This is a genomic window from Bacillus cytotoxicus NVH 391-98 (assembly GCF_000017425.1).
Taxonomy (GTDB): domain Bacteria; phylum Bacillota; class Bacilli; order Bacillales; family Bacillaceae_G; genus Bacillus_A; species Bacillus_A cytotoxicus.
In genome coordinates, this window is sequence record NC_009674.1 from 1,482,724 (window position 1) to 1,502,475 (window position 19,752).

General features: G+C 34.7%; 23 protein-coding genes and 1 pseudogene. 17 read left to right on the forward strand and 7 right to left on the reverse strand.

The window, feature by feature from the left end:
* Genes BCER98_RS07320 through BCER98_RS07340 form a run of 5 tightly spaced genes read left to right on the forward strand, consistent with a single transcriptional unit; the run spans nucleotide 1 to nucleotide 6,051 of the window.
* Nucleotides 1-762: a flagellar biosynthetic protein FliR gene (locus BCER98_RS07320; RefSeq protein ID WP_012093875.1), complete on the forward strand. Its 762-nt coding sequence runs from the start codon at nucleotides 1-3 to the stop codon at nucleotides 760-762.
* A 9-nt stretch (nucleotides 763-771) separates the two neighbouring features.
* On the forward strand, nucleotides 772-1,818 hold the full coding sequence (gene flhB / locus BCER98_RS07325) for a flagellar type III secretion system protein FlhB (RefSeq protein ID WP_012093876.1): 1,047 nt from the start codon (nucleotides 772-774) through the stop codon (nucleotides 1,816-1,818).
* Between the two features lie 23 nt (nucleotides 1,819-1,841).
* On the forward strand, nucleotides 1,842-3,908 hold the full coding sequence (flhA, locus tag BCER98_RS07330) for a flagellar biosynthesis protein FlhA (protein ID WP_012093877.1): 2,067 nt from the start codon (nucleotides 1,842-1,844) through the stop codon (nucleotides 3,906-3,908).
* A gap of 15 nt (nucleotides 3,909-3,923) precedes the next feature.
* Nucleotides 3,924-5,234 (forward strand): flagellar biosynthesis protein FlhF, encoded by a 1,311-nt coding sequence (locus tag BCER98_RS07335; RefSeq protein ID WP_041809618.1) that lies wholly within the window; start codon nucleotides 3,924-3,926, stop codon nucleotides 5,232-5,234.
* 43 nt (nucleotides 5,235-5,277) lie between these two features.
* Nucleotides 5,278-6,051, forward strand: coding sequence for a flagellar basal-body rod protein FlgG (locus BCER98_RS07340; protein WP_012093879.1), 774 nt, complete (start codon nucleotides 5,278-5,280; stop codon nucleotides 6,049-6,051).
* Between the two features lie 57 nt (nucleotides 6,052-6,108).
* Here the strand turns inward: BCER98_RS07340 and BCER98_RS07345 are convergent, their stop codons facing one another.
* The 3 genes from BCER98_RS07345 to BCER98_RS07355 form a co-directional block, all read right to left on the reverse strand.
* The gene (locus tag BCER98_RS07345; RefSeq protein WP_012093880.1) at nucleotides 6,109-6,726 is read right to left on the reverse strand and encodes a putative bacteriocin export ABC transporter; all 618 of its coding nucleotides are present in this window, start codon (nucleotides 6,724-6,726) and stop codon (nucleotides 6,109-6,111) included.
* Nucleotides 6,727-6,728: 2 nt separating this feature from the next.
* A complete protein-coding gene (locus BCER98_RS07350) occupies nucleotides 6,729-8,885 on the reverse strand; it encodes a bacteriocin-associated integral membrane family protein (protein ID WP_012093881.1) in 2,157 nt (718 codons plus the stop codon).
* A 142-nt stretch (nucleotides 8,886-9,027) separates the two neighbouring features.
* Complete coding sequence (locus BCER98_RS07355; RefSeq protein ID WP_012093884.1) at nucleotides 9,028-9,414, reverse strand: lactococcin 972 family bacteriocin; 387 nt, start codon at nucleotides 9,412-9,414, stop codon at nucleotides 9,028-9,030.
* Nucleotides 9,415-9,767: 353 nt separating this feature from the next.
* On the opposite strand from BCER98_RS07355, the gene BCER98_RS07360 reads away from it, so the two are divergent.
* The 5 genes and pseudogenes from BCER98_RS07360 (at nucleotide 9,768) to BCER98_RS07375 (ending at nucleotide 12,068) form a co-directional block, all read left to right on the forward strand.
* Nucleotides 9,768-10,472: an AzlC family ABC transporter permease gene (locus BCER98_RS07360; RefSeq protein WP_373367228.1), complete on the forward strand. Its 705-nt coding sequence runs from the start codon at nucleotides 9,768-9,770 to the stop codon at nucleotides 10,470-10,472.
* Complete coding sequence (locus BCER98_RS07365; RefSeq protein ID WP_012093886.1) at nucleotides 10,457-10,768, forward strand: AzlD domain-containing protein; 312 nt, start codon at nucleotides 10,457-10,459, stop codon at nucleotides 10,766-10,768. Before BCER98_RS07360 ends, BCER98_RS07365 begins: the two co-directional genes overlap by 16 nt.
* 63 nt (nucleotides 10,769-10,831) lie before the next feature.
* On the forward strand, nucleotides 10,832-11,005 hold the full coding sequence (locus BCER98_RS20785) for a DUF3951 domain-containing protein (protein WP_012093887.1): 174 nt from the start codon (nucleotides 10,832-10,834) through the stop codon (nucleotides 11,003-11,005).
* 79 nt (nucleotides 11,006-11,084) lie between these two features.
* Nucleotides 11,085-11,671 (forward strand): annotated as a pseudogene (locus BCER98_RS07370) (TetR/AcrR family transcriptional regulator).
* Entirely contained in the window at nucleotides 11,661-12,068 is a 408-nt protein-coding gene (locus BCER98_RS07375) for a hypothetical protein (RefSeq protein WP_012093889.1), read from the forward strand. The pseudogene BCER98_RS07370 and the gene BCER98_RS07375 overlap by 11 nt, the downstream one beginning before the upstream one ends.
* Nucleotides 12,069-12,089: 21 nt before the next feature.
* Here BCER98_RS07375 and BCER98_RS20790 read toward each other — a convergent pair whose 3' ends face one another.
* Complete coding sequence (locus BCER98_RS20790; RefSeq protein WP_081428360.1) at nucleotides 12,090-12,449, reverse strand: hypothetical protein; 360 nt, start codon at nucleotides 12,447-12,449, stop codon at nucleotides 12,090-12,092.
* Nucleotides 12,450-12,592: 143 nt separating this feature from the next.
* Complete coding sequence (locus BCER98_RS07380) at nucleotides 12,593-12,772, reverse strand: H-type small acid-soluble spore protein (RefSeq protein ID WP_012093891.1); 180 nt, start codon at nucleotides 12,770-12,772, stop codon at nucleotides 12,593-12,595.
* Between the two features lie 202 nt (nucleotides 12,773-12,974).
* On the opposite strand from BCER98_RS07380, the gene BCER98_RS07385 reads away from it, so the two are divergent.
* The 6 genes from BCER98_RS07385 (at nucleotide 12,975) to BCER98_RS07410 (ending at nucleotide 17,996) form a co-directional block, all read left to right on the forward strand.
* Complete coding sequence (locus BCER98_RS07385; protein WP_012093892.1) at nucleotides 12,975-14,243, forward strand: MFS transporter; 1,269 nt, start codon at nucleotides 12,975-12,977, stop codon at nucleotides 14,241-14,243.
* A gap of 132 nt (nucleotides 14,244-14,375) precedes the next feature.
* A complete protein-coding gene (locus BCER98_RS07390; protein ID WP_012093893.1) occupies nucleotides 14,376-14,903 on the forward strand; it encodes an outer membrane protein assembly factor BamD in 528 nt (175 codons plus the stop codon).
* Between the two features lie 153 nt (nucleotides 14,904-15,056).
* Nucleotides 15,057-15,851 carry an SDR family oxidoreductase UcpA gene (gene ucpA / locus BCER98_RS07395; RefSeq protein WP_012093894.1) on the forward strand — a complete coding sequence of 265 codons (795 nt, stop codon included), beginning with the start codon at nucleotides 15,057-15,059 and terminating at the stop codon, nucleotides 15,849-15,851.
* A 150-nt stretch (nucleotides 15,852-16,001) separates the two neighbouring features.
* Nucleotides 16,002-16,163 carry a hypothetical protein gene (locus BCER98_RS07400; RefSeq protein WP_012093895.1) on the forward strand — a complete coding sequence of 54 codons (162 nt, stop codon included), beginning with the start codon at nucleotides 16,002-16,004 and terminating at the stop codon, nucleotides 16,161-16,163.
* A gap of 191 nt (nucleotides 16,164-16,354) precedes the next feature.
* Complete coding sequence (locus tag BCER98_RS07405) at nucleotides 16,355-17,443, forward strand: serine hydrolase (protein WP_012093896.1); 1,089 nt, start codon at nucleotides 16,355-16,357, stop codon at nucleotides 17,441-17,443.
* Nucleotides 17,444-17,606: 163 nt separating this feature from the next.
* The gene (locus BCER98_RS07410; RefSeq protein ID WP_012093897.1) at nucleotides 17,607-17,996 is read left to right on the forward strand and encodes a hypothetical protein; all 390 of its coding nucleotides are present in this window, start codon (nucleotides 17,607-17,609) and stop codon (nucleotides 17,994-17,996) included.
* A 56-nt stretch (nucleotides 17,997-18,052) separates the two neighbouring features.
* Here BCER98_RS07410 and BCER98_RS07415 read toward each other — a convergent pair whose 3' ends face one another.
* Nucleotides 18,053-18,382 carry a DUF3147 family protein gene (locus tag BCER98_RS07415; RefSeq protein ID WP_012093898.1) on the reverse strand — a complete coding sequence of 110 codons (330 nt, stop codon included), beginning with the start codon at nucleotides 18,380-18,382 and terminating at the stop codon, nucleotides 18,053-18,055.
* Nucleotides 18,366-18,776, reverse strand: coding sequence for a MarR family winged helix-turn-helix transcriptional regulator (locus BCER98_RS07420; RefSeq protein WP_012093899.1), 411 nt, complete (start codon nucleotides 18,774-18,776; stop codon nucleotides 18,366-18,368). The genes BCER98_RS07415 and BCER98_RS07420 overlap by 17 nt, the downstream gene beginning before the upstream one ends.
* Nucleotides 18,777-18,927: 151 nt before the next feature.
* Here BCER98_RS07420 and BCER98_RS07425 point away from each other — a divergent pair, with 151 nt between their 5' ends.
* On the forward strand, nucleotides 18,928-19,725 hold the full coding sequence (locus BCER98_RS07425) for a protein phosphatase 2C domain-containing protein (protein WP_041809625.1): 798 nt from the start codon (nucleotides 18,928-18,930) through the stop codon (nucleotides 19,723-19,725).
* The last annotated feature ends 27 nt before the right edge of the window (nucleotides 19,726-19,752 follow it).

The window sequence follows — 19,752 nt, forward strand, 5'->3', positions numbered from 1 at the left end:
ATGAATATGGAGTTATGGGCAGCTACATTTTTTGCATTTTGCCGTATTACGTCATTTTTATATTTTTTACCGTTTTTTTCAGGGCGTTCTGTTCCAGCGATGGCAAAGGTTACATTTGGATTAGGGCTTTCGATTACAGTGGCTGACAAAGTGGATGTTTCTCATATTCAAACCGTATGGGATGTAGTAGCATACGCCGGAACACAAATTGTAATCGGTTTAGCGCTGTCAAAAATCGTCGAAATACTGTGGAACATTCCGAAAATGGCAGGTCATATTTTAGATTTTGATATTGGATTGTCACAGGCGAGTTTATTTGATGTGAATGCCGGGGCACAATCGACTTTATTATCAACGATTTTTGATATATTTTTCCTCATTATTTTTATTTCATTAGGCGGCATTGATTATTTCGTTGCCACGATTTTAAAGTCGTTTCAATATACAGAGGCGATTTCAAAATTGCTCACAACAAACTTTTTAGATAGTTTGCTAGCGACATTATTATTTGCGATTACATCAGCGGTAGAAATTGTTCTTCCGCTCATGGGGAGCTTGTTTATTATTAACTTTGTTCTCATTTTAATTGCAAAGAACGCACCGCAATTAAACGTCTTTATGAACGCATATGTTATTAAAATTACGTGCGGGATTTTATTTATTGCGATGAGTGTACCAATGCTCGGCTATGTTTTTAAAAATATGACGGATACGTTGCTTGAGGAATATACAAAACTATTTAACTTTTTCTTAACAAAGTAGGGGGCGCATATGGCAAAGGATAATAAAACAGAAAAGGCCACCCCGCAGAAGCGCAAAAAATCGCGTGAAGAAGGGAATATTGCCCGAAGTAAAGATTTAAATAATTTATTCTCGATTCTCGTACTAGCAGTTGTCGTTTATTTTTTTGGAGATTGGCTTGGCTATGAAATTGCCAATTCTGTTGCGGTGCTGTTTAATCAAATTGGTAAAAATGCCGATACGACGGAGTATTTCTATTTAATGGGAATACTGCTTCTGAAAGTATCAGTACCCGTTTTCATCCTCGTTTATGCGTTTCATCTGTTTAATTATATGATCCAAGTTGGTTTTTTATTTTCGTCTAAAATTATTAAACCGAAAGCATCGCGCATTAATCCGAAAAATTATTTTACGAGATTATTTAGCCGGAAAAGTTTAGTCGATATTGTAAAGTCATTGTTTTATATGGTGTTAATCGGCTATGTTGCGTACGTTCTGTTTAAAAAGAATTTAGAGAAAATTGTCAGTATGATTGGGTTTAACTGGACCGCATCACTAACAGAAATTATTAGCCAAATTAAATTGATTTTTTTAGCCATTTTAATCATTTTAATTGTTCTTTCTATTATTGATTTCATTTATCAAAAATGGGAGTATGAGCAAGATATTAAAATGAAAAAAGAAGAAGTAAAGCAAGAGCATAAAGATAATGAAGGAGACCCGCAAGTAAAGGGAAAGCGAAAAAACTTTATGCATGCTATCTTACAAGGAACGATTGCGAAGAAAATGGATGGTGCAACGTTTATTGTTAATAACCCAACACATATTTCCGTAGCGCTTCGCTACAACAAACATGTGGATGCTGCGCCAATTGTTGTCGCAAAGGGAGAAGATGAGCTCGCATTATATATGCGTACGCTTGCTAGGGAACAAGAAATACCAATGGTAGAAAATCGCCCGCTTGCTCGGTCCTTATATTACCAAGTGGAAGAAGATGAGGCGATACCAGAAGATTTATATGTAGCTGTCATTGAAGTTATGCGCTATTTAATTCAAACGAAACAAATTGAAGTATAAAAGCGCGTTTGGAGGCGATCTCTTTGTTTAAGATAGATTCTGCAAGAACCTATTTTTCTATCTTTTTAGCAGCGTCATTCGTCGTGGCGCTCTTAATTCCACTTCCGCCCTTTATACTTGATATAATTATCGTCTTTTTATTAAGCATGGCAGTGCTTATTTATATGCGAGCAACAAGTATTAAAGAGTGGGACGAATTAAAGTCATTTCCGACCATGCTGTTATTAATCGGGATTTTCCGCGTATCGATTAACGTTTCGACAACGCGGGCGATTTTAACAAACGGGAATGCAGGTCATGTTATTGAAGAGTTTGGTCAGTTTGTAATTGGTGGGAACTTATTAATTGGTATCGTTATTTTTACGGTGTTAATTATTTTCCAGTTTATTGTTGCAAATGGTGCATCTCGTACCGCTGAAGTTGCAGCTCGTTTTACACTGGATTCTTTACCAGGGAAGCAAATGTCTATTGATGCTGATTTAAACCAGCGTATTATTACAGAAAAAGATGCACAAGACAAACGAAAAAAATTAAATATGGAAACAGAGTTTTACGGAGCGATGGATGGTGCCGGAAAGTTCATTAAAGGGGACGTTATTTTCGGGATTGTCATTTTATTCGTGAACATTATTTTCGGCTTAATTGTCGGCATGATGCAGCAGGGGATGAGTTTTTCTGAAGCTGCGCTTCATTATACGCAGTTAACTGTCGGCGATGGAATCGTCAACCAAATCGGTTCATTAATGCTTGCGATTTCAACAGGGATTATCGTAACGCGAGTATTTGACGGTTCACCTGATACAGTAAGTGAAGGAATCTTTAAAGAGTTAATGGCGCATGAAGTTGTTGTCTATGCGCTTGGCGGTCTCTTTATGGCAATGGGGATCTTTACGCCGCTTCCATTCTTACCATTTGCGCTTGTTGGTGGCGGAATTATTTTCTTAGGCATTCGCAATAAAAAACGCATGGAAAAAGAAAAAGAAGCGGAAATGCAAAAAGAATTAGAAATGATTCAAAACGATGAAGATCAGCTTAAGCAAGTGGAAGATTCATTCGGTGTATTTACAGATAAATATCCAATCATCGTCGAACTTGGCTTGGATTTAGCGGCGCTAGTTAAGCAGAAGATTAATGGGGAAACAGCCCGTGATAAAGTTGTTCTCATGAGGAAATCGATTATTACAGATCTTGGGATCAATGTACCAGGAATTAACTTTAAAGATAATACGAGTTTTAGACCGCGCGGGCGCTATATGATTCGAATTAAAGGAGCGAAAGTTGCTGAAGGGGTGTTGAAATCGGGTTATTTATTAGCGCTGAAGACGCCTAATGTGATGGCTGATTTAGATGCAGAACCAGCAAAAGATCCAATATTTGGTGAAGATGGATATTGGATTTTAGAACATATGGTACAAGATGCACAGATGAAAGGGTACCAAGTATTAGAACCACTCAGCATCTTAATTACACATTTAGATGTTATTATACGTCGCAATCTTCATGAGTTAATTCAGCGTCAACATGTGAAAGATTTAATTCAATCGCTTGAAAACGACCACGGTGTTCTATTAGAAGAAATTAAGAAGAAAGAAATTGATTTATCACTTGTTCAAAACGTGATTAAGCAGCTTTTAAAAGAAGGAATTTCAATTCGGGATTTACCAACAATTATGGAAGGGATTATTGATGGAAAAGAAGTTTATCAAAATCACGTTGATGGGGTTACTTCATTTGTGCGCGAATGTATTTCAAAAGTCATTTGTGAACATGCGAAAAATCCTGATGGGAAAATTTATGCGGCGCTATTCTCTGATTCTCTTGAGTTAGATGCAGATGTTGTGAATAACTCCTATCAAGGTTATTTATTAAACTGGGATTTAGAATTGGAAACGCGCGTTATAGAACAAGTACAGCACATCTTTAAACAAGCGCGTTTAATGGGAAGAGAGCCCGTTTTATTAACGCGCCGCAAAGATTTTCGATTTGGGATTGTAAGACTTCTTGAACGATATCAAATAGAAGCAAAGGTGTTATGTATTAGTGAACTTGCGCCAGAAATTGTTGTAGATCAAATTGCTTATATCGAATAGTAAGGAGGTGAGATTGTGGAAATGAACGAGAAAAAAGAAGCGCTTAAGCTCATTAAGGCTGCTTCAAAAAACGAATTATACCGCAAATTGTTTGAGCAATATGGTGATAATTATTATTATGTCGTCGATGAAAGTGTAAAGCGAAGTATTCCGTTCTTTTGGAAAAAGAAATATGAAATGTTGGTTGCTTTTCCAGAAGATAAGAAAAAGGAAGAGGAGACAAAAGTGCCAGAATTTCATGAACAATTGATGGGGGCTGTTCATGAAGGTTCAACGGAAGTTACGCGGGCAAACGATATTGGAGAGGTGCTTCATAATTTAGAACATCGAGTGACTTCGATTCCGTACGCAGCCATTCAGATGGGAAATAGTGAGGAATGGGCCAGAAAGAAACAGCGATTATTACAAATGTTCGAGCGAGGAATTACGGTTGTGAAACAGACGGCGCAAGCGCAGCATCCGAAAGGAAAACCGCAACATATGACGCCTGCTGAACAGGAGCGCGAGGAAGTTCTCGTGAAAGAAAGGACTAAACAATCTGTACCATTTATTATTCAAAAAGTGATTCGTCTGCTAGAACAAAATGAAGTTGAACCATATTTTATTAACGCATATGCGGAAAAAATGAAAATGAAGTTTAAACATGCGACGATGATTACAGAAGAAGAAGTGATCACGTTTATATTGGAAGATATGGAGTCGCATTTTTATACAGAAAATATATTTGAAAAAGATGTACAAACGATTGCTTTAATTGGACCAACAGGAGTGGGAAAAACGACAACAATTGCCAAAATGGCTTGGCAGCTTCATGGTCAAAAGAAAACGGTTGGTTTTATTACAACGGATCATTCCCGAATTGGAACGGTGCAACAGTTGCAAGAGTATGTGAAAGCAATTGGGGCAGAAGTAATTGCAGTTCGTGATGAAGCGGCTATGGAAAGAGCTCTTACGTATTTTAAAGAAGAGGTACGCATGGATTATATCTTCATTGACACAGCTGGGCAAAATTATCGTACAGCAGAAACAGTCGCAGAAATGATTGAAATGATGAAACGAGTGAATCCTGATTCTATCTGTTTAACATTATCAGCGTCGATGAAAAGTAAAGATATGATTGAAATCATTACGAATTTTAAAGAAATTCATATTGACGGAATTATATTTACAAAGTTTGATGAAACAGCAAGTAGCGGTGAGTTGTTAAAAATTCCAGCAGTCTCATCAGCTCCGATTGTCTTAATGACAGATGGGCAAGATGTGAAGCAACATATACATATCGCTACAGCAGAACATTTAGCAAAACAGATGTTACATACATCATAAGAAAAGAGGTGTAGAATAAGGCACTTGTCTTATTCAAATTCGTATGAACGGTATTTATATAGGTTCTATGGGTATGATGAATTACATACAGCACATTAATGTACATGCAAATAACGTAGCAAACGCACAAACACCTGGTTTTAAAGCGGAAAATCTAACTTCTAAAGTATTTGATTCACAAAATACGTACCGTCTTGGAGATGGACCAAGTACATCGGTTGGTACAACGGATTATGCAGTTGTGCCAGCCGCAACACATGTGAATTTAATACAAGGAAGTGTGCAAATTACAAATCGTCCTACAGATTTTTACTTAGATGATGGGACATCGGGAACTGCCTCATTTTTTGTGACTTCCAAAGGTGGAGAAACATTTTTAACGAGAGATGGTCAGTTTACAATAAATGAGGATCGCTATTTACAAACATCATCGGGTGCTTATGTCCTTGGAGAGAATCATGAGCGTATTCGTATTCCGGAAGGGACAAAGGTCAAAGTGCAAGAAGACGGTATGCTATATGACGCGGTGTCACAAAATCATATTGCTCGTTTGCAAACGAAGATGGTAAATACGGAAGTAAATGCACGCCTTGTGCAGCGAGAAAATAAAAGCTTTACACTCGCAGAGGGGGATATTGCTGATTTGCCAAATGGAACAGGAGCGGTTCGTAACTACATGCTAGAAAATTCAAATGTAGATATGACGAAAGAAATGGCAGATATTATGACCAATCAAAAGATGGTCCAAGCTTCACAACGTATTATGACATCATTTGATAAAATTTATGAAAAAGAAGCGAATGAAATATTACGTTAATTTAAAAATCCCATTCTTTAGTAGAGAAGAATGGGATTTTTTCATAAATCATTCGTATTAAATATGAATGATTCGTTTTGCTTTTTCTGCTAGTTGTAAATCATGCGTTACAAATACAACCGTTTTGCCGTTATCGTTCATTTTTTTTAAGAGGTCAAATACTTGATCTCGATTTTTTTCGTCTAAATTACCTGTTGGTTCATCCGCGAAAACATAGTTGCACTTTTTAATAAGGATGCGAGCTAAAGCAATTCTTTGTTGTTCACCACCGCTTAATTCAAAGATTTTCTTCTTTTCATAGCCAACAAGATTTACTTCTTGTAAAGCGGCTTTTATTTTTTCACGTTTATTCATATGAGGCTGATACTTTAAAGCAATCAATAAATTTTTTTCAACTGTTTCATTTTCAATTAATGCATAATTTTGGAATAAGTAACCAAATTCGTTCCTTTGTAAGAGTAAAATTTGTTTTTTAGTAGGATTTGTAATCTTATCAATAATAATATCACCAGCGTCCGCTTTTTCTAATAGCCCCATTATGTTTAATAATGTTGTTTTACCACGACCGCTTTCTCCAACAATAGCAACAAAATCTTGATCTTCAATTTTTAAATGAAAGTTTTCTAGTATTTTTTTTCCGCGAAATTGTTTATGAATATTTTTTAATTCAATCAATGTTAATGCTCTCCTTTTATAATGGAATGGAATGTGTTATTACTAATTTTTTGATCAAATACAGTTCCAAAAACAAATTCTAAAAGTATGACAAACAGTCCTGTTAAGAAAGGGAGTATGTTACCAAGATAGACATACATGCTGATCGTTGGAATAAAGTTAATCGCAAATAGCAACAAAATAAGCGAAGTATTTCTAGCAAAAGCGCTATATCCAAATAATTTTTGTACATATAGTTTAAATTTATTTTTTTGATAATATGTTGCTACTACATTATAGGTTAAGAGCAAGTTGGATAAGATGAGTGTCACAATAAAAATTGTTATCTTCTCTTTCTCTCTTTTTAAATCTTGAATTGCTTGACCGTGCTTATCATAGAGTGAATCTACATGTTGAATGGATGACTGAACGTTGCTGTTAGAAATAGTCGGCAAAATGGTGCTATAAGCATCATGATTGTCGGAATAAAAATAGAAACATCTTGAAACATAAGATAAATAGAAGGAATTATCGAAATAACCAGTATCGATAATTGCAATTGGATCGGTAACGATATTGTTATGTTCTACTTCCGCATTTGGATCATAAGTAAAGTAGTTTTGGTGATCTTTCACGTAGATCACATTGACAGATAGATCTTGTTCCTTCGTTGTATTTTTCGCTTTCCCTAGTGCTTCATTATAAATATTTTCGACTTCCACTTGTTGAAAATAAAAATGCTGCCGGTAATTTTTCTTAATTTCTTTTTCAAACTTCCTTAGTTTTTCTGGAACAAGTATATTCATGACATTCTTTTTTCTTATTATTTTTTTATCCATTGTACCATCTACGGAATCAATCGGGTTATAGTGTAGATAATTTTCATTGATTGTTATGCTTTTTCCATTTGGAGAGAGAGCCGGGTCCTCACCATTTGCATTTAAATGATATGTGTATTCACCGTTCACTTTATAATAGTTTGAAGCATCTATGAGAAAGCCTTTATGCTCTTTTTCCATTTTTGTATAGAAGTCTTTTATCAGCTTACCTGTTTGATATTCTATTTTTCTATCATGCTCACCATTAAAAGTTACCGAAGTAGCGTACATGTTTTTTGTCTGTTTCCATGAAGATAAACTAGCTAATTTTTGATTTAGCTCGTTTGCTAGTTCGTTCCATTGATGAACAGAGAAAAGAAGAACGAAAATAAAGGTGAGCTTTAGGCCATAATTTAAAATCATAATAAGAGTATAAGGCTTTTCTCCTTTTATTTTGGAGACATTGGTGTTATTAGAAAATAGAAAAACAATCATAAAAATAGCAGGGATTGTTAATGTGAACACAAATAAAAGTGTAAAAATCCAAAATAGGCATGTTAAGTACAAAAAGTAATTTGTACCATTATGTAAAAGGGAATAGATGCTAGCTAACAAATATCCTGTGAAACTAGCAAGTACGATAGGCTTTGTTAGCAATAAGAAAACATGCGCAATGATTCTCGAGATAGAATATCCAAATACTCTTATAATGCTTAATTCTTTTAATCGATTTATTAGATAATGAGCAATGGCAATGTAAAGGCAGAGAATCACTAAGCCAATGATTATCATTTGGGATACATTGAAATGAAACATAGAAGGATGATTCTCACTAAACACTTCTGCATTCGCAACTTCTTTATTTAACTCGGTTACTAAATCGTGAATTTTCTGTTTATCTTGGGTAGAAACATAATATAGACCATTCCCACTGAAATTTGTATTGGAATCTAAATGCTTAATTGTCATGTTTAATTGTGGATCAATTTGTTTGATTACACCACTTTGCTGTTTATCTTTGCTTTGCGATGTACTAAGAAATTCCCCTGAATGTAGCGTCGGTAATGTTCCTTCCTTTATGTCCACTTGGTTATGTAAACTTACGTCTGTTGTATATATCGTAAGATTTTTTTCACTTGTAAAAATGTACTTTGAAATACTAACATCATATTTTTTTGCTATTTTTTGAAAGAATGCAATGTAATTTTCTGAATGTGGCTTTGCATCTTGGAAATTTAATAAAATACTTGTTGTATTTTTATATAATAGTTGATTTGTTTTGTATTCTTTAAAGGTGTCCAATCCGAAAATTCCTAGTAGGAATAATAAAGTGGTAAACAAGATATAAATAATTTTTCTCATAATTATTTCTCCCTAAAATGAACTTTTTCCCAATCATATCATTAAATATGTGGGAAGAGAAGCCGTGATCAAGTGATTCAGAAGAAAGGAATCGTAATAGTGAAAAACAAGAGGAGCAAAACTCCTCTTGTTTTTTTCGTTATTATTTATGATCGTAGTATGCTTTATTTGTACCTTCAGATGTCCATGGTAGTTGCGCTGTACTAAACACATTTTTTGCTTTCCATCCGCCACTTTTGTAATCACCTTTTCCATTTACAACAGAAGCATGGCCTTGTGCAGAGTAATGTTTATAAGATGAGTACACATTTTTATCTTTCTTTCCACGAATCCAATAGCCTCCGTCAACTTTGCCAGACGTTACTGATTTGACAGTACTATTTTCATCTTGAACATAACTAGCTGTTAATTGATCGTTTGCTTTTACAATTTCGTATTTCCCAAAAGATTGTTCAGCAGCTAATGCTCCTCCTGCTCCCAATAAAGCAAATCCAGCTGCTAGCGTTCCAATAGCGACTTTTTTAAACATAAAAATTCCCCCTTAACTAAGTGTAAGAACTGCAAATCAAACATACCATGTTGTATACATAATTTTAATATGTGAACGGTTGATAAAAAACGAATGGAATATTCTGTTTATTTTTTATAAAAATTCCAAATATTATTGACTATTTTCTTGCTTCTTTCTATATTAGTAGATATCACAATGGCCACTAAGAAATGACAAAGCAGTTTTTAATCCGTGGGGGCAATCTAAGCGGCTGATGAGCCCTACCAATCGGGCTGTTACTGCCTTAATTTCGTTCATGTTATAACAGGAAAACAGAGGCAAAAAGATAGGGAGGAGGCAGGATGATGAGTAGAGCAAAAGTACAATTCGCGATGCAAGATGATGAAACATTTCGCCAAGGCGTGAAAGATTGTTTGCCAACTGTACTAGGATATTTAAGTATTGGTATTGCAGCTGGTGTAATCGCCAAGACAGCTGGCTTTTCTATTATAGAAATCGCTTTTATGTCGACGCTTATTTATGCTGGTTCTGCACAATTTATACTAGCTGGTATGTACGCTGCTGGAGCTTCGGCATCAGCTATTATTTTTACCGTTTTCTTTGTGAATTTACGTCATTTATTAATGAGTGCTGCGCTAGCTCCATATTTTTTACAAGTACCATTCCTTAGAAATATAGTAATTGGTTCACAAATTACAGATGAAACATTTGGTGTTGCTGTGCAGCACGGAGCGAAAAAGGGATATATAGGAGAAAGCTGGATGTTCGGGTTAAATGTAACAGCATATATGAATTGGATTATCGCTACGATTATTGGCGGGCTTTTTGGAGAGTGGATACCAGATCCGCATACGTACGGGATGGATTATGCCCTCCCTGCGATGTTTATCGGCTTATTTGTTCTGCAATTCATAAGCAGCAAACCGAAACGAATGATCCATCTTAGTGTTGCTGTAGCTGCAATCATGATTGCATATAGCGCTCATTTCTTTATGCCAGCGAGCATAGCTGTCATTATCGCAACGCTTACAGCAGCAACGATAGGAGTGATGATTGAGAAATGGAAATTAGATTAGATGTGTTGTTTCTTTTAATAGGAGCTGGACTTGTTACATTCATTCCACGCGTCCTGCCCCTTATTGTATTTCAAAAATTTCAAATTCCAGATTGGGTATTAAAGTGGTTACAGTACATACCGATTGCAATATTAGCTGCTCTTCTTGCGCAAGTATTACTGATGAATGAAACGATGCAGTGGGACTATATGATTGCTGCAATTCCGACATTTCTCGTCGCTATTTATACAAGGAGCTTATTAGGAACCGTATTAACAGGAGTAATTGTGATTATTTTGTTACGTTTGTTTTTATAACAAGGAATTTTAAGGAATGATATCGAAACATGTAGTAATAAAGCTTAGAATAGGGGTGGTGTTATGATTCTTTTCACAGTAGGTATTGTTTTATTTACATTATTTATTTTCTTTCTCATTGGTTTTATTACCTTTACAATGTTTGTGAACAAAGCAACACCACAAATATATTATACACCTTGTAATGTGGCATCTGGGCAGTCTTATAGAGAGAAGAGTAGAAGAAAGAAAAGCTGATGGAGGCTTTTCTTCTTTTCTTTTGAATTTTTTTATAATTAAGTTAGTTGTATAACTAACTTATAAGGGAGAGATTTAGTTGGCAAAACCGAATGTCATTCATAAGCAACAATTGTTGCAAGCAGCAAAAACATTAATTGCGGAGCGAGGAATGGAGAAATTAACGTTAAAGGCTATAGCAGAAAAGGCAAATGTGACACAAGGGACGGTTTATTATCACTTTAAAACGAAAGAGCAACTATTACTTGAGGTGACAGAATCATTTTGTCAGTCAGCGTGGGAGGAGATGGATGAAGGGTTTCAGGTTGAAAAAGCTCTGCAATCAGCAAAAAGTAGGTGTACAAAAGACTCTGTGTATCATCATTTATTTTTTCAACTATTGGCAAGTAGTTTACAGAATGAATCGATGAGAGAAACGATTGGAGAACTATTACATTATGAAAATGAAAAACTACAGGTAAGATTACAAGGGATGTGGGAAAAATCACCGATTGAAGGAATTACATTTGAAACTTGGAGTATCATGTGTAATGCCCTTATAGATGGATTGGCACTACAAGCGTTATATAATCCAAAGTTTTCTACAGAAGAAGCATATAATGGGGTAAACAAATTAATACAACATGTAGGAGTATAGATAAAGGAGGAGAAAACATTGAACGGTAAATCATGGATTACAATTATTTTTTCAATTGGTGTTTGGTTTATGGCTTCTCTATTTTTTATCTTATTTGGTTCTTACGTATTAGTTGAAATCACATCAAGCTTATTTCTTCCCATGCTTCTTATTTTGGAGATTGGTACAGCAATAGCATTATATGTAGTGTTAGGGTTTTATCAAAAAATAGATTCTTCCCGATATGCCGCTATAAAACTAGGGATTTTTGGAACGGGAATTGGTTTGTTTCTCGATTCCTTTCTTTTATATTATGCTTCGACGCTCTTTCCGCAACTATCACTACAGCAAATGATTTCTTTCACAATCTGGATGGTTTTTGTATATGTACTGTATTTATTTATACCTGTTTGGATGGAGCGAAAACGGATAAAAGAGCTATCTTAAGTGGATAGCTTTTTTACAAGTTTACATATTAGAAATAGCTTGCAGCAACATTCCAAAGAGAAAATTGATAAAGGAAAATACACTGACACATATGGAAACAATTCGATTATTTCGCCATTCTTTCACACAAACGATAAATCCTAAAATGCAAAGAAAATACCAAATAGGAAGGAAAAGAAAATCACTTATGTAATTTGGAAGCAGTGTATAAAAGTGTGTTAACACTAAAATCCAATGCATGAGAACAAGGGACATCACAATAAGAGAATATCGATAAGGACGACCTAAATAGGTTCCCCTTTTTAACGTGATACATATAAAAGCAAGTGCTAATATGACAATGAAAATAATGAAGGTAAGTAAAAGTAATGTCATAGATATATGAAAACTCCTTTAAGAGAGGTTTTATTTAGTATATTACGTATTCTTGTGAAATGAAATAGATGTTTCAACAAGATATATTCGTGCCGTTCGTTTCAGAATAATAAGAATCCCCACTTCAAAATGATTTGAAGTGGGGGTTCTTATCTTTCCTCTAAGCTCTTAACTGGAACAGTTAATTCACGTTCTGGATTTGCGGCATCATAAATGCGGGCTGTTTCACTGTTTTCATCAACATGTTGAATCATAACAGGCATACCTTGAAAACTAACATTTGCTTGTTCTGCGGATTCGGAAATCTCTTTTGCACGTTGTACATTCATTTTACATTCCTCCCATCTTTACTATTTTTGCTAAAGGGAAGGAATAATATACCAAATTGAGATATATTAAAAGCTTTTGTATGGATTGTAATGTTTCTTTAATAAATCCAGAAAGTGTCGAATTAGGAAATGATTGTAAGAAAATGGGATCGAATTGTATAATAAGTGTAACACAATTTAACCTTCAGGGGGAGAGAGTATAATGGGAGATGTAAGTATAGAACAAAATGGTCCGAGGATAAAAATTGCAACGAGAAACATTCTTTTCATGATGGTTGCAAAAATTATATCTTTATTAGGAGCAGGGATTTATACGTTTGCAATGGGACTATATGTTTTAAAAACAACGGGTTCAGGAATAGGATTTGCAACTACGCTTATTTGCGGATCTGTTCCAAGAATGGTATGTGGCCCTATTGCCGGGGCAGTGGCGGATCGCGTTAACCGGAAATGGCTCATTGTCGGCATGGATTTGTTAAGTAGTTTGACGATGTTTACGATGTTTATTCTCGCTACTACATTTGAACCATCACTTTTCTTCATTTATATTTCAGCAGCGCTATTATCCGTTTGTGCAAGCTTTTATTCTGTTGCACTCACCTCGTCCATCCCGCATTTAGTGAATGAAGAAAGAATTCAAAAAGCGAATGCTTTAAATCAAACAGCGGATTCTTTATCAAGAATTTTAGCTCCAATCATTGGAGGAATGATATTTGGATTTTTTTCAATCACATCCTTTTTTCTCTTAAATGGTATCACATTCTTTTTAGCTGTTATTGTACAGTTATGTATCGCATTTCATTTGTATAAAAAGGAAGACACAGAAAATGATGAACCTTTCTTAACGAGTATAAAAGGAGGATTTACATATGTAAGACAGCAACAAGAAATATATGGATTAATGAAAATTGCGCTGTGGGTTAACTTTTTTTCGAGTGCACTTTTCGTTTCACTCCCATATATAATTGTTCAGAGCTTACATTTATCTGCAAAGCAACTGGGGATAATAGAAGGAATGTTAGCAGTTGGAATGTTAATTGGAGCGGCTGTTTTATCCGTTCGTAAGGAAATAAGTAATCCATTTCGCTCTGTTTATATTGGTTTATTTATATTTGCGAGTTTAAGCTTATGTACGGTAGTTCCATTATTAATAACGATTCCAAAAGTAGCAAGCTTTATTTACTACATAATTTTTGTCCTTCTTAGTGGGTTTTCTATGATGATTGTAAATATCCCGATGCAAGTACATATTCAAAAGACAATCAACCAAGCATACTTAGGTCGCGTGTTTGGCCTTCTTGAAACGATTGCGACCGCAATTGCACCACTTGGAATGATTATATATGGATTTTTATTAGATAGATTGCCAACGAGTATTGTCGTGATAACGTTAGGAACAGGGCTATTTTTCGTTGTATTCGTAGGAATTAAACAGCATGGGACGAAAAACAGAGTGAATATGTCAGCTTAAAATAGAAACATTTAGTTTGGATATGTAACGTTGCTTATGAGCATCTCGTAATCTTTTTTCGTTTTGAAAGTAGGATGTATGTATGTTACATTTAAAATGAAAAGCGTTGTAAAGAAAAAAGGAGAAAACATCATGAGAAAAATAAGTTTTGTTACGTTATTTCTGTTCGCTATCATGGCAGGATGTAGCAGTAACTATGATACGTATATTGAAACGGGTCTGACATCATTGCAAAATGAAAAATATAGTGATGCAGTGATGTGGTTTGAAAAAGCAGAAAAAGAAAAATCAGGAAGTGAAGCGAATTCATATAAAGAAGTTGCTCAATTTATGGACCACGGTGCAAATGCATTAAAAGATGGAAAGTATTTAGAAACAAAAGACGATGCAAATAAAGTGTTACAAATGAATATGGATGAGACGCTTGAAAAAGCTGTGAAGTCTAATGCCGAAAATATGCTTCAAAAGGCGAAAGATATTGAAGAAAAAGTAAACGCGAGGGCAGAAAAGAAACGAAAAATTGAAGAAAAAGGAATTGATAAACTGATTAAAGCGGTAGATAGCGTTGATGAGTTAAGAGAAAAGCAGAAAAAAGTTGGAGAAGCATTGGATAAACTTGAGAAAACACATGAAAAAATAGAAGCGAAAAAGAATCAATAGACTCATATGTTAAAAGTTGTGAGGCTGTCATTTATTATGACAGTCTCTTTTTGAATATTATTTGACATTTTTTGTAATTCGAAGATATATAAAGGGATATTTGTTAAGATGAATTTGTGAGACAGTTTCTACAAATCATAAGGGGGTTATGAAATGGGGAAATTAGATGGAAAAATTGCTTTTGTTACTGGTGCTGCAATGGGAAATGGTGCGGGAATCGCTCATGTATTTGCAGAATTAGGAGCGAAAGTATTACTCGTTGATATTTCCGAAAAGGTTCATGAAACAGCAAAGGAAATTGTAAGTAACGGGTTAGAGGCAGCTAGTTATCAAGTGGATGTAACGGATTTTACAGCCGTTAAAGAGATTGCAAAAGATGCATATGAAAAATATGGGAAGATTGATATATTGGTCAATAATGCGGGAGTCATTCGGCTTGCAAATTTCTTAGATATGTCGGATGATATGCGTGATTTTCAATTCCAAGTAAATATTAATGGTGTGTGGAATTTTGCAAAGGCTGTTTTACCATATATGATTGAGAAAAATTACGGAAAAATTGTCAATATGTCGTCTGTAACAGGAACGTTAGTGGCAGATGAAGGAGAAACAGCTTATGCGACAACGAAAGCAGCTATTTGGGGATTTACAAAAGCGTTGGCGCGTGAAGTAGCAAAACATAATATAACTGTGAATGCAATTTGTCCAGGTTATATTATGACACCGATGGCCGAACAAATTGCAAATGAATCTGATCCAAATAAACCAAATACTGTTATTGATGGAATTGCATCAGGCGTTCCATTAGGACGATTAGGAAGAATTGAAGAAGTTGGACAGCTAGCTGGTTTTCTTGCATCGGATGAATCGAGTTACATAACCGGAACACATATCGTCATTGATGGCGGCAGTACATTACCAGAAACTATTTCTGTTGGTGTGGAATAATATACAAAGGAAAGAGAAATCTTTCTATTCGAAAGGTTTCTCTTTATAATAATTAGGAAATTCAATTTTGTTACAAAAAGTTGAATTTCCGACATTTTGCGAGAAAAAGGATTATAATAAAATCATAACCTATTATAAGGAAGTGTAACTATGAGTACTGTAGCGATTGTATATGGTATTATTCTTTCTGCTATTATTCTTTTATTTATTTTTGGAGTTTCACGTTATATTCACAAATGGAAAGAAGGGATTGCGAAGTTAAATCATATCGAAGAAGAATTCGCTGATTTCATGTTACATCACGGGAAGTAAAGAGGTTCATTTTTTAGAAAAATAATGTGAAGAATATCACAAAACATGCTTGGATGAGAAGGCATGTTTTTTTGTTATGCAAACGATTATAAGGGAGCAATTGCAATTACATACATTTAATTGAATGTATTCCAAAATACAGTATATAATTATATTATAATAAAATTAGAATATGGATAGAAGGAGGAATTATGATTATAACAATAATAGGTTATAATGTTTTAACGATTCTGTTAGTATGTATTGCGATTATATGTATCGTTCGATATTACTTAAAAAAAGAAGATCCTCAGTACATATTAAAATATGTAGAAGAGCATAAAAAAGAAAAAGTTTGTTCTTTAATGGTTAGGAGGAATGGAGAACTTTTAGTGACAGTGAACGAAAATGAAAAATTACCGTTAGCAAGCATGGCAAAAATCGTTATAGCGGTGGAATTTGCTAAGCAAGTGGCAGAAGGGAAAATAGATCGAGCGGAACTCATTCCGTTGCGAGATCTAGAAAAATATTACGTTCCAAACACAGATGGCGGCGCACACCCAAAATGGATTGAGGATATAAAAGAGCGAAGCGTAATAAAAAATGAAACGGTATCTATAGAAGAAGTGGCGAAAGGAATGATTCAGTTTAGCTCCAATGCAAATACAACGTATTTATTAGATAAACTAGGGGCTGAAAGAGTAAATGAAAGTATAAAAGAGTTACATTTAAGTAGTCATGATGATTTTTATCCATACACAGCGTCACTATATATGAGAGGATATGTAGAGAAAGAACTTCATGTACCGACAGATCAATCACTAGACATGTTACGTAATATGTCTAGCGATGAATATAAAAATCATGTTTTTCAAATACATGAATGGATGAAAGATGAAAAGGAATGGAAAAATCGTAATATACCATTAAGGGTTGATATGGGATTTCAACGTATTTGGTCTGATAGATTAGTAAGTGCAACTGCTACAGATTATATGAATTTAATAGGGAAAATGAATAGCAGAACTGTTTTTCCAAAGGCGATGCAAGCTGAGGTTGAGCGAATTTTTAAAGGGACTGTTCTTGAAAGGAATCAGTATGAGCATGCAGGTAGAAAAGGTGGTTCTACTGTATTTGTATTCACAAATAGTTTTTATGGAACGGATCAAGAAGGAAACAAGACGGAAATCGTTTTTATGTCTAACGATTTGGATCCTATTGAAGCGAGAAAAATTCGAAATAATTTAGATTTATTTATTAAATCTGTAGTGACAAATGAAGCGTTCAGAAAAAAGTTATAATAAAATAATTTTATTATGTAAATAAAGAAGAGTGAGTCAATCTAACAATGAGATCATCAACTGAATATTTTGTAATTTTTTATCAAAAAAGCAGGAAAGAAGGAAGTGATTAGAGAAGTAAGGCTTTGCAAGATAAAATGGTGTGATAAAGGAGGCTGTTTGTATGTTTGAGGAAGAGAAAGAAGGGCTTATTGAAGTTCATAATGTGTATGAAGTTGTACCGCCAGATGGAACAATTATTGGCATGGCAACACCGGAAGAAATGGAAGTTGCAGCTGAATTAGAATTACAACATTATGCCTATTCTCGTTTATTAGAAGCGAATGTTCAGTTAGACGGTTCCTCCTATAAAGATGTACTTCAGGAGTTTCAGGAGTATGAAAGAAAATCCATGCATTTTTGGCGCTCATTACATAAGCGTTTAGCGGTACCGTGGGCATGGGTACTTCGCGTTGATGTTGCAAACGGCCCGATTTATGTAAATAACGGAAATTCGTATTACGATGATAATGAAGATGATGAATATGATGAATATGAGGAAGATTACGAATAGATGTAGGGGGAAGCAGAAGAACTGCTTCCTTTTTTATTTGTCATAATGATCACCTTCTAAGCTTGAAATATTTTTTGACAAACGAGTAGTAAACACCAAACGCCCACGCCAAGTAGTACAGATATATGAAGGGAGAAGGAGTGTTTTAAACCAAGATATACCACAAATAAAAGCAGCGCTGATGCAGGAAAGCCATATAATACACCAATTGCAAATTGACTTAAATCTTGTTTACTCCCGCCTTCAACAGAAAGCCAAAATAAGCTAAGCAAACTAATAAGGGGAAGAGCAGCAATGAAACCGCCAATTGTACTATAATGTTTCGCTAATTCTGTTACGCCCCCGATCATGAGAGCTGAAACAATGACTTTAACGAGGAAATGCATATTGGGCCTCCTTTGCAAGTATGGAAAAAGCTTGTTCAATTATTTGCTGTTCTTCTTTTGATAATTGGGATTCCAATATTTTTAATTTCTTTTCATCTAATAAAGTATGTTTTATGAGTGCTTCTTTCCCTTTAGCAGTCAATGCGAGATTCACGACTCGTTCATCTTTTTTATTCCGTTCCTTTAGAATAAGGTCTTTTTGAATGAGCCTTTTTACATGTTCGGATGCTGTATTATGAGAGAGATTTAGTTCAGATGCAATTTTGCTAATTGTTGTTTCTGCTTCTCGGGAAGTGATTTGAAGAATTCGAATCGCTTGATGAGATAGATTATTTTCATATTCGCATCGTAAATGGTAATAAATCGTTTCCCAGTTTTGATTGATATGTTTCATAATAAGAAAGTCCTTCCATTTTTTATTATATCTTATAATAAGATATAATCGTTTATCAAGATGTAAATGGCTTTTTACTATAGAAAAAGTTTATTTTTCTTGAATTTTAAGGTACTCTTACTGTAAGGGCATACATATAGTAAGAGAGAGGATGATATCATTGAATACATTTAAATGGATTAGTCATGAAAAAATGTATGTAGATCAAATACATGTTGAAAAATGTGGTCCTCTTTCAGTTGGGGTTTATGGCGGGAATCAAGAAAGTGATGCGTATGAAAGAGGAGATGCAGTACTAGCTTGGTGGGATACGCAATTTGAATTTGTGATGATTTTTGATGCCCATCATAAAACGAAAACGATTCAATATATTATAGATGCAATTTCGGAGAGAAGAGAAAAGTTACAAGAATTGTTCTCATATCCTGTCCATCTGGCATTTCATCATACACATATGTATTTATTAGCACTCTTTACCGATGAATGGTTTATTGAGAAATGTGAACAAGAGAATGAAGAACTAGCTTGTTTGATTTGTTTACGAAAAGGTGAGTTCTTGTATTGGTTATCAGTAGGAGAGTGCTTTGCCTATTTATTTCACTCTGAACGAGAGAAGAACGGGAAAGGAAGGCTTAACCAGCCTAAATATTATGAATGTATAGGAAGAAGAAATATTTTTGCAGCGAATACACCTTGTTTTACTTCAGGAGTTCGTGGTTTAGAACGTGGAGTGAATCATATTGTAATGGTAACAGATGGAATTTTGGATTGCGATAAAAAAATGTTAGAAGATGATCAATCATTGTTTGAGGTATTACATAGCAGGGGATGCTTGCAAATTGAACCTGTGTTACAGAATGTTCTGAAATGGAAAGGGAGAGATTGCGCTACCATTATTGGATGGTCGATTGATACAGAAAAGAACAAACGTATAAAGGAATATAAATAGAAAAAGGAGCTCAGAGTATGTAAAAAT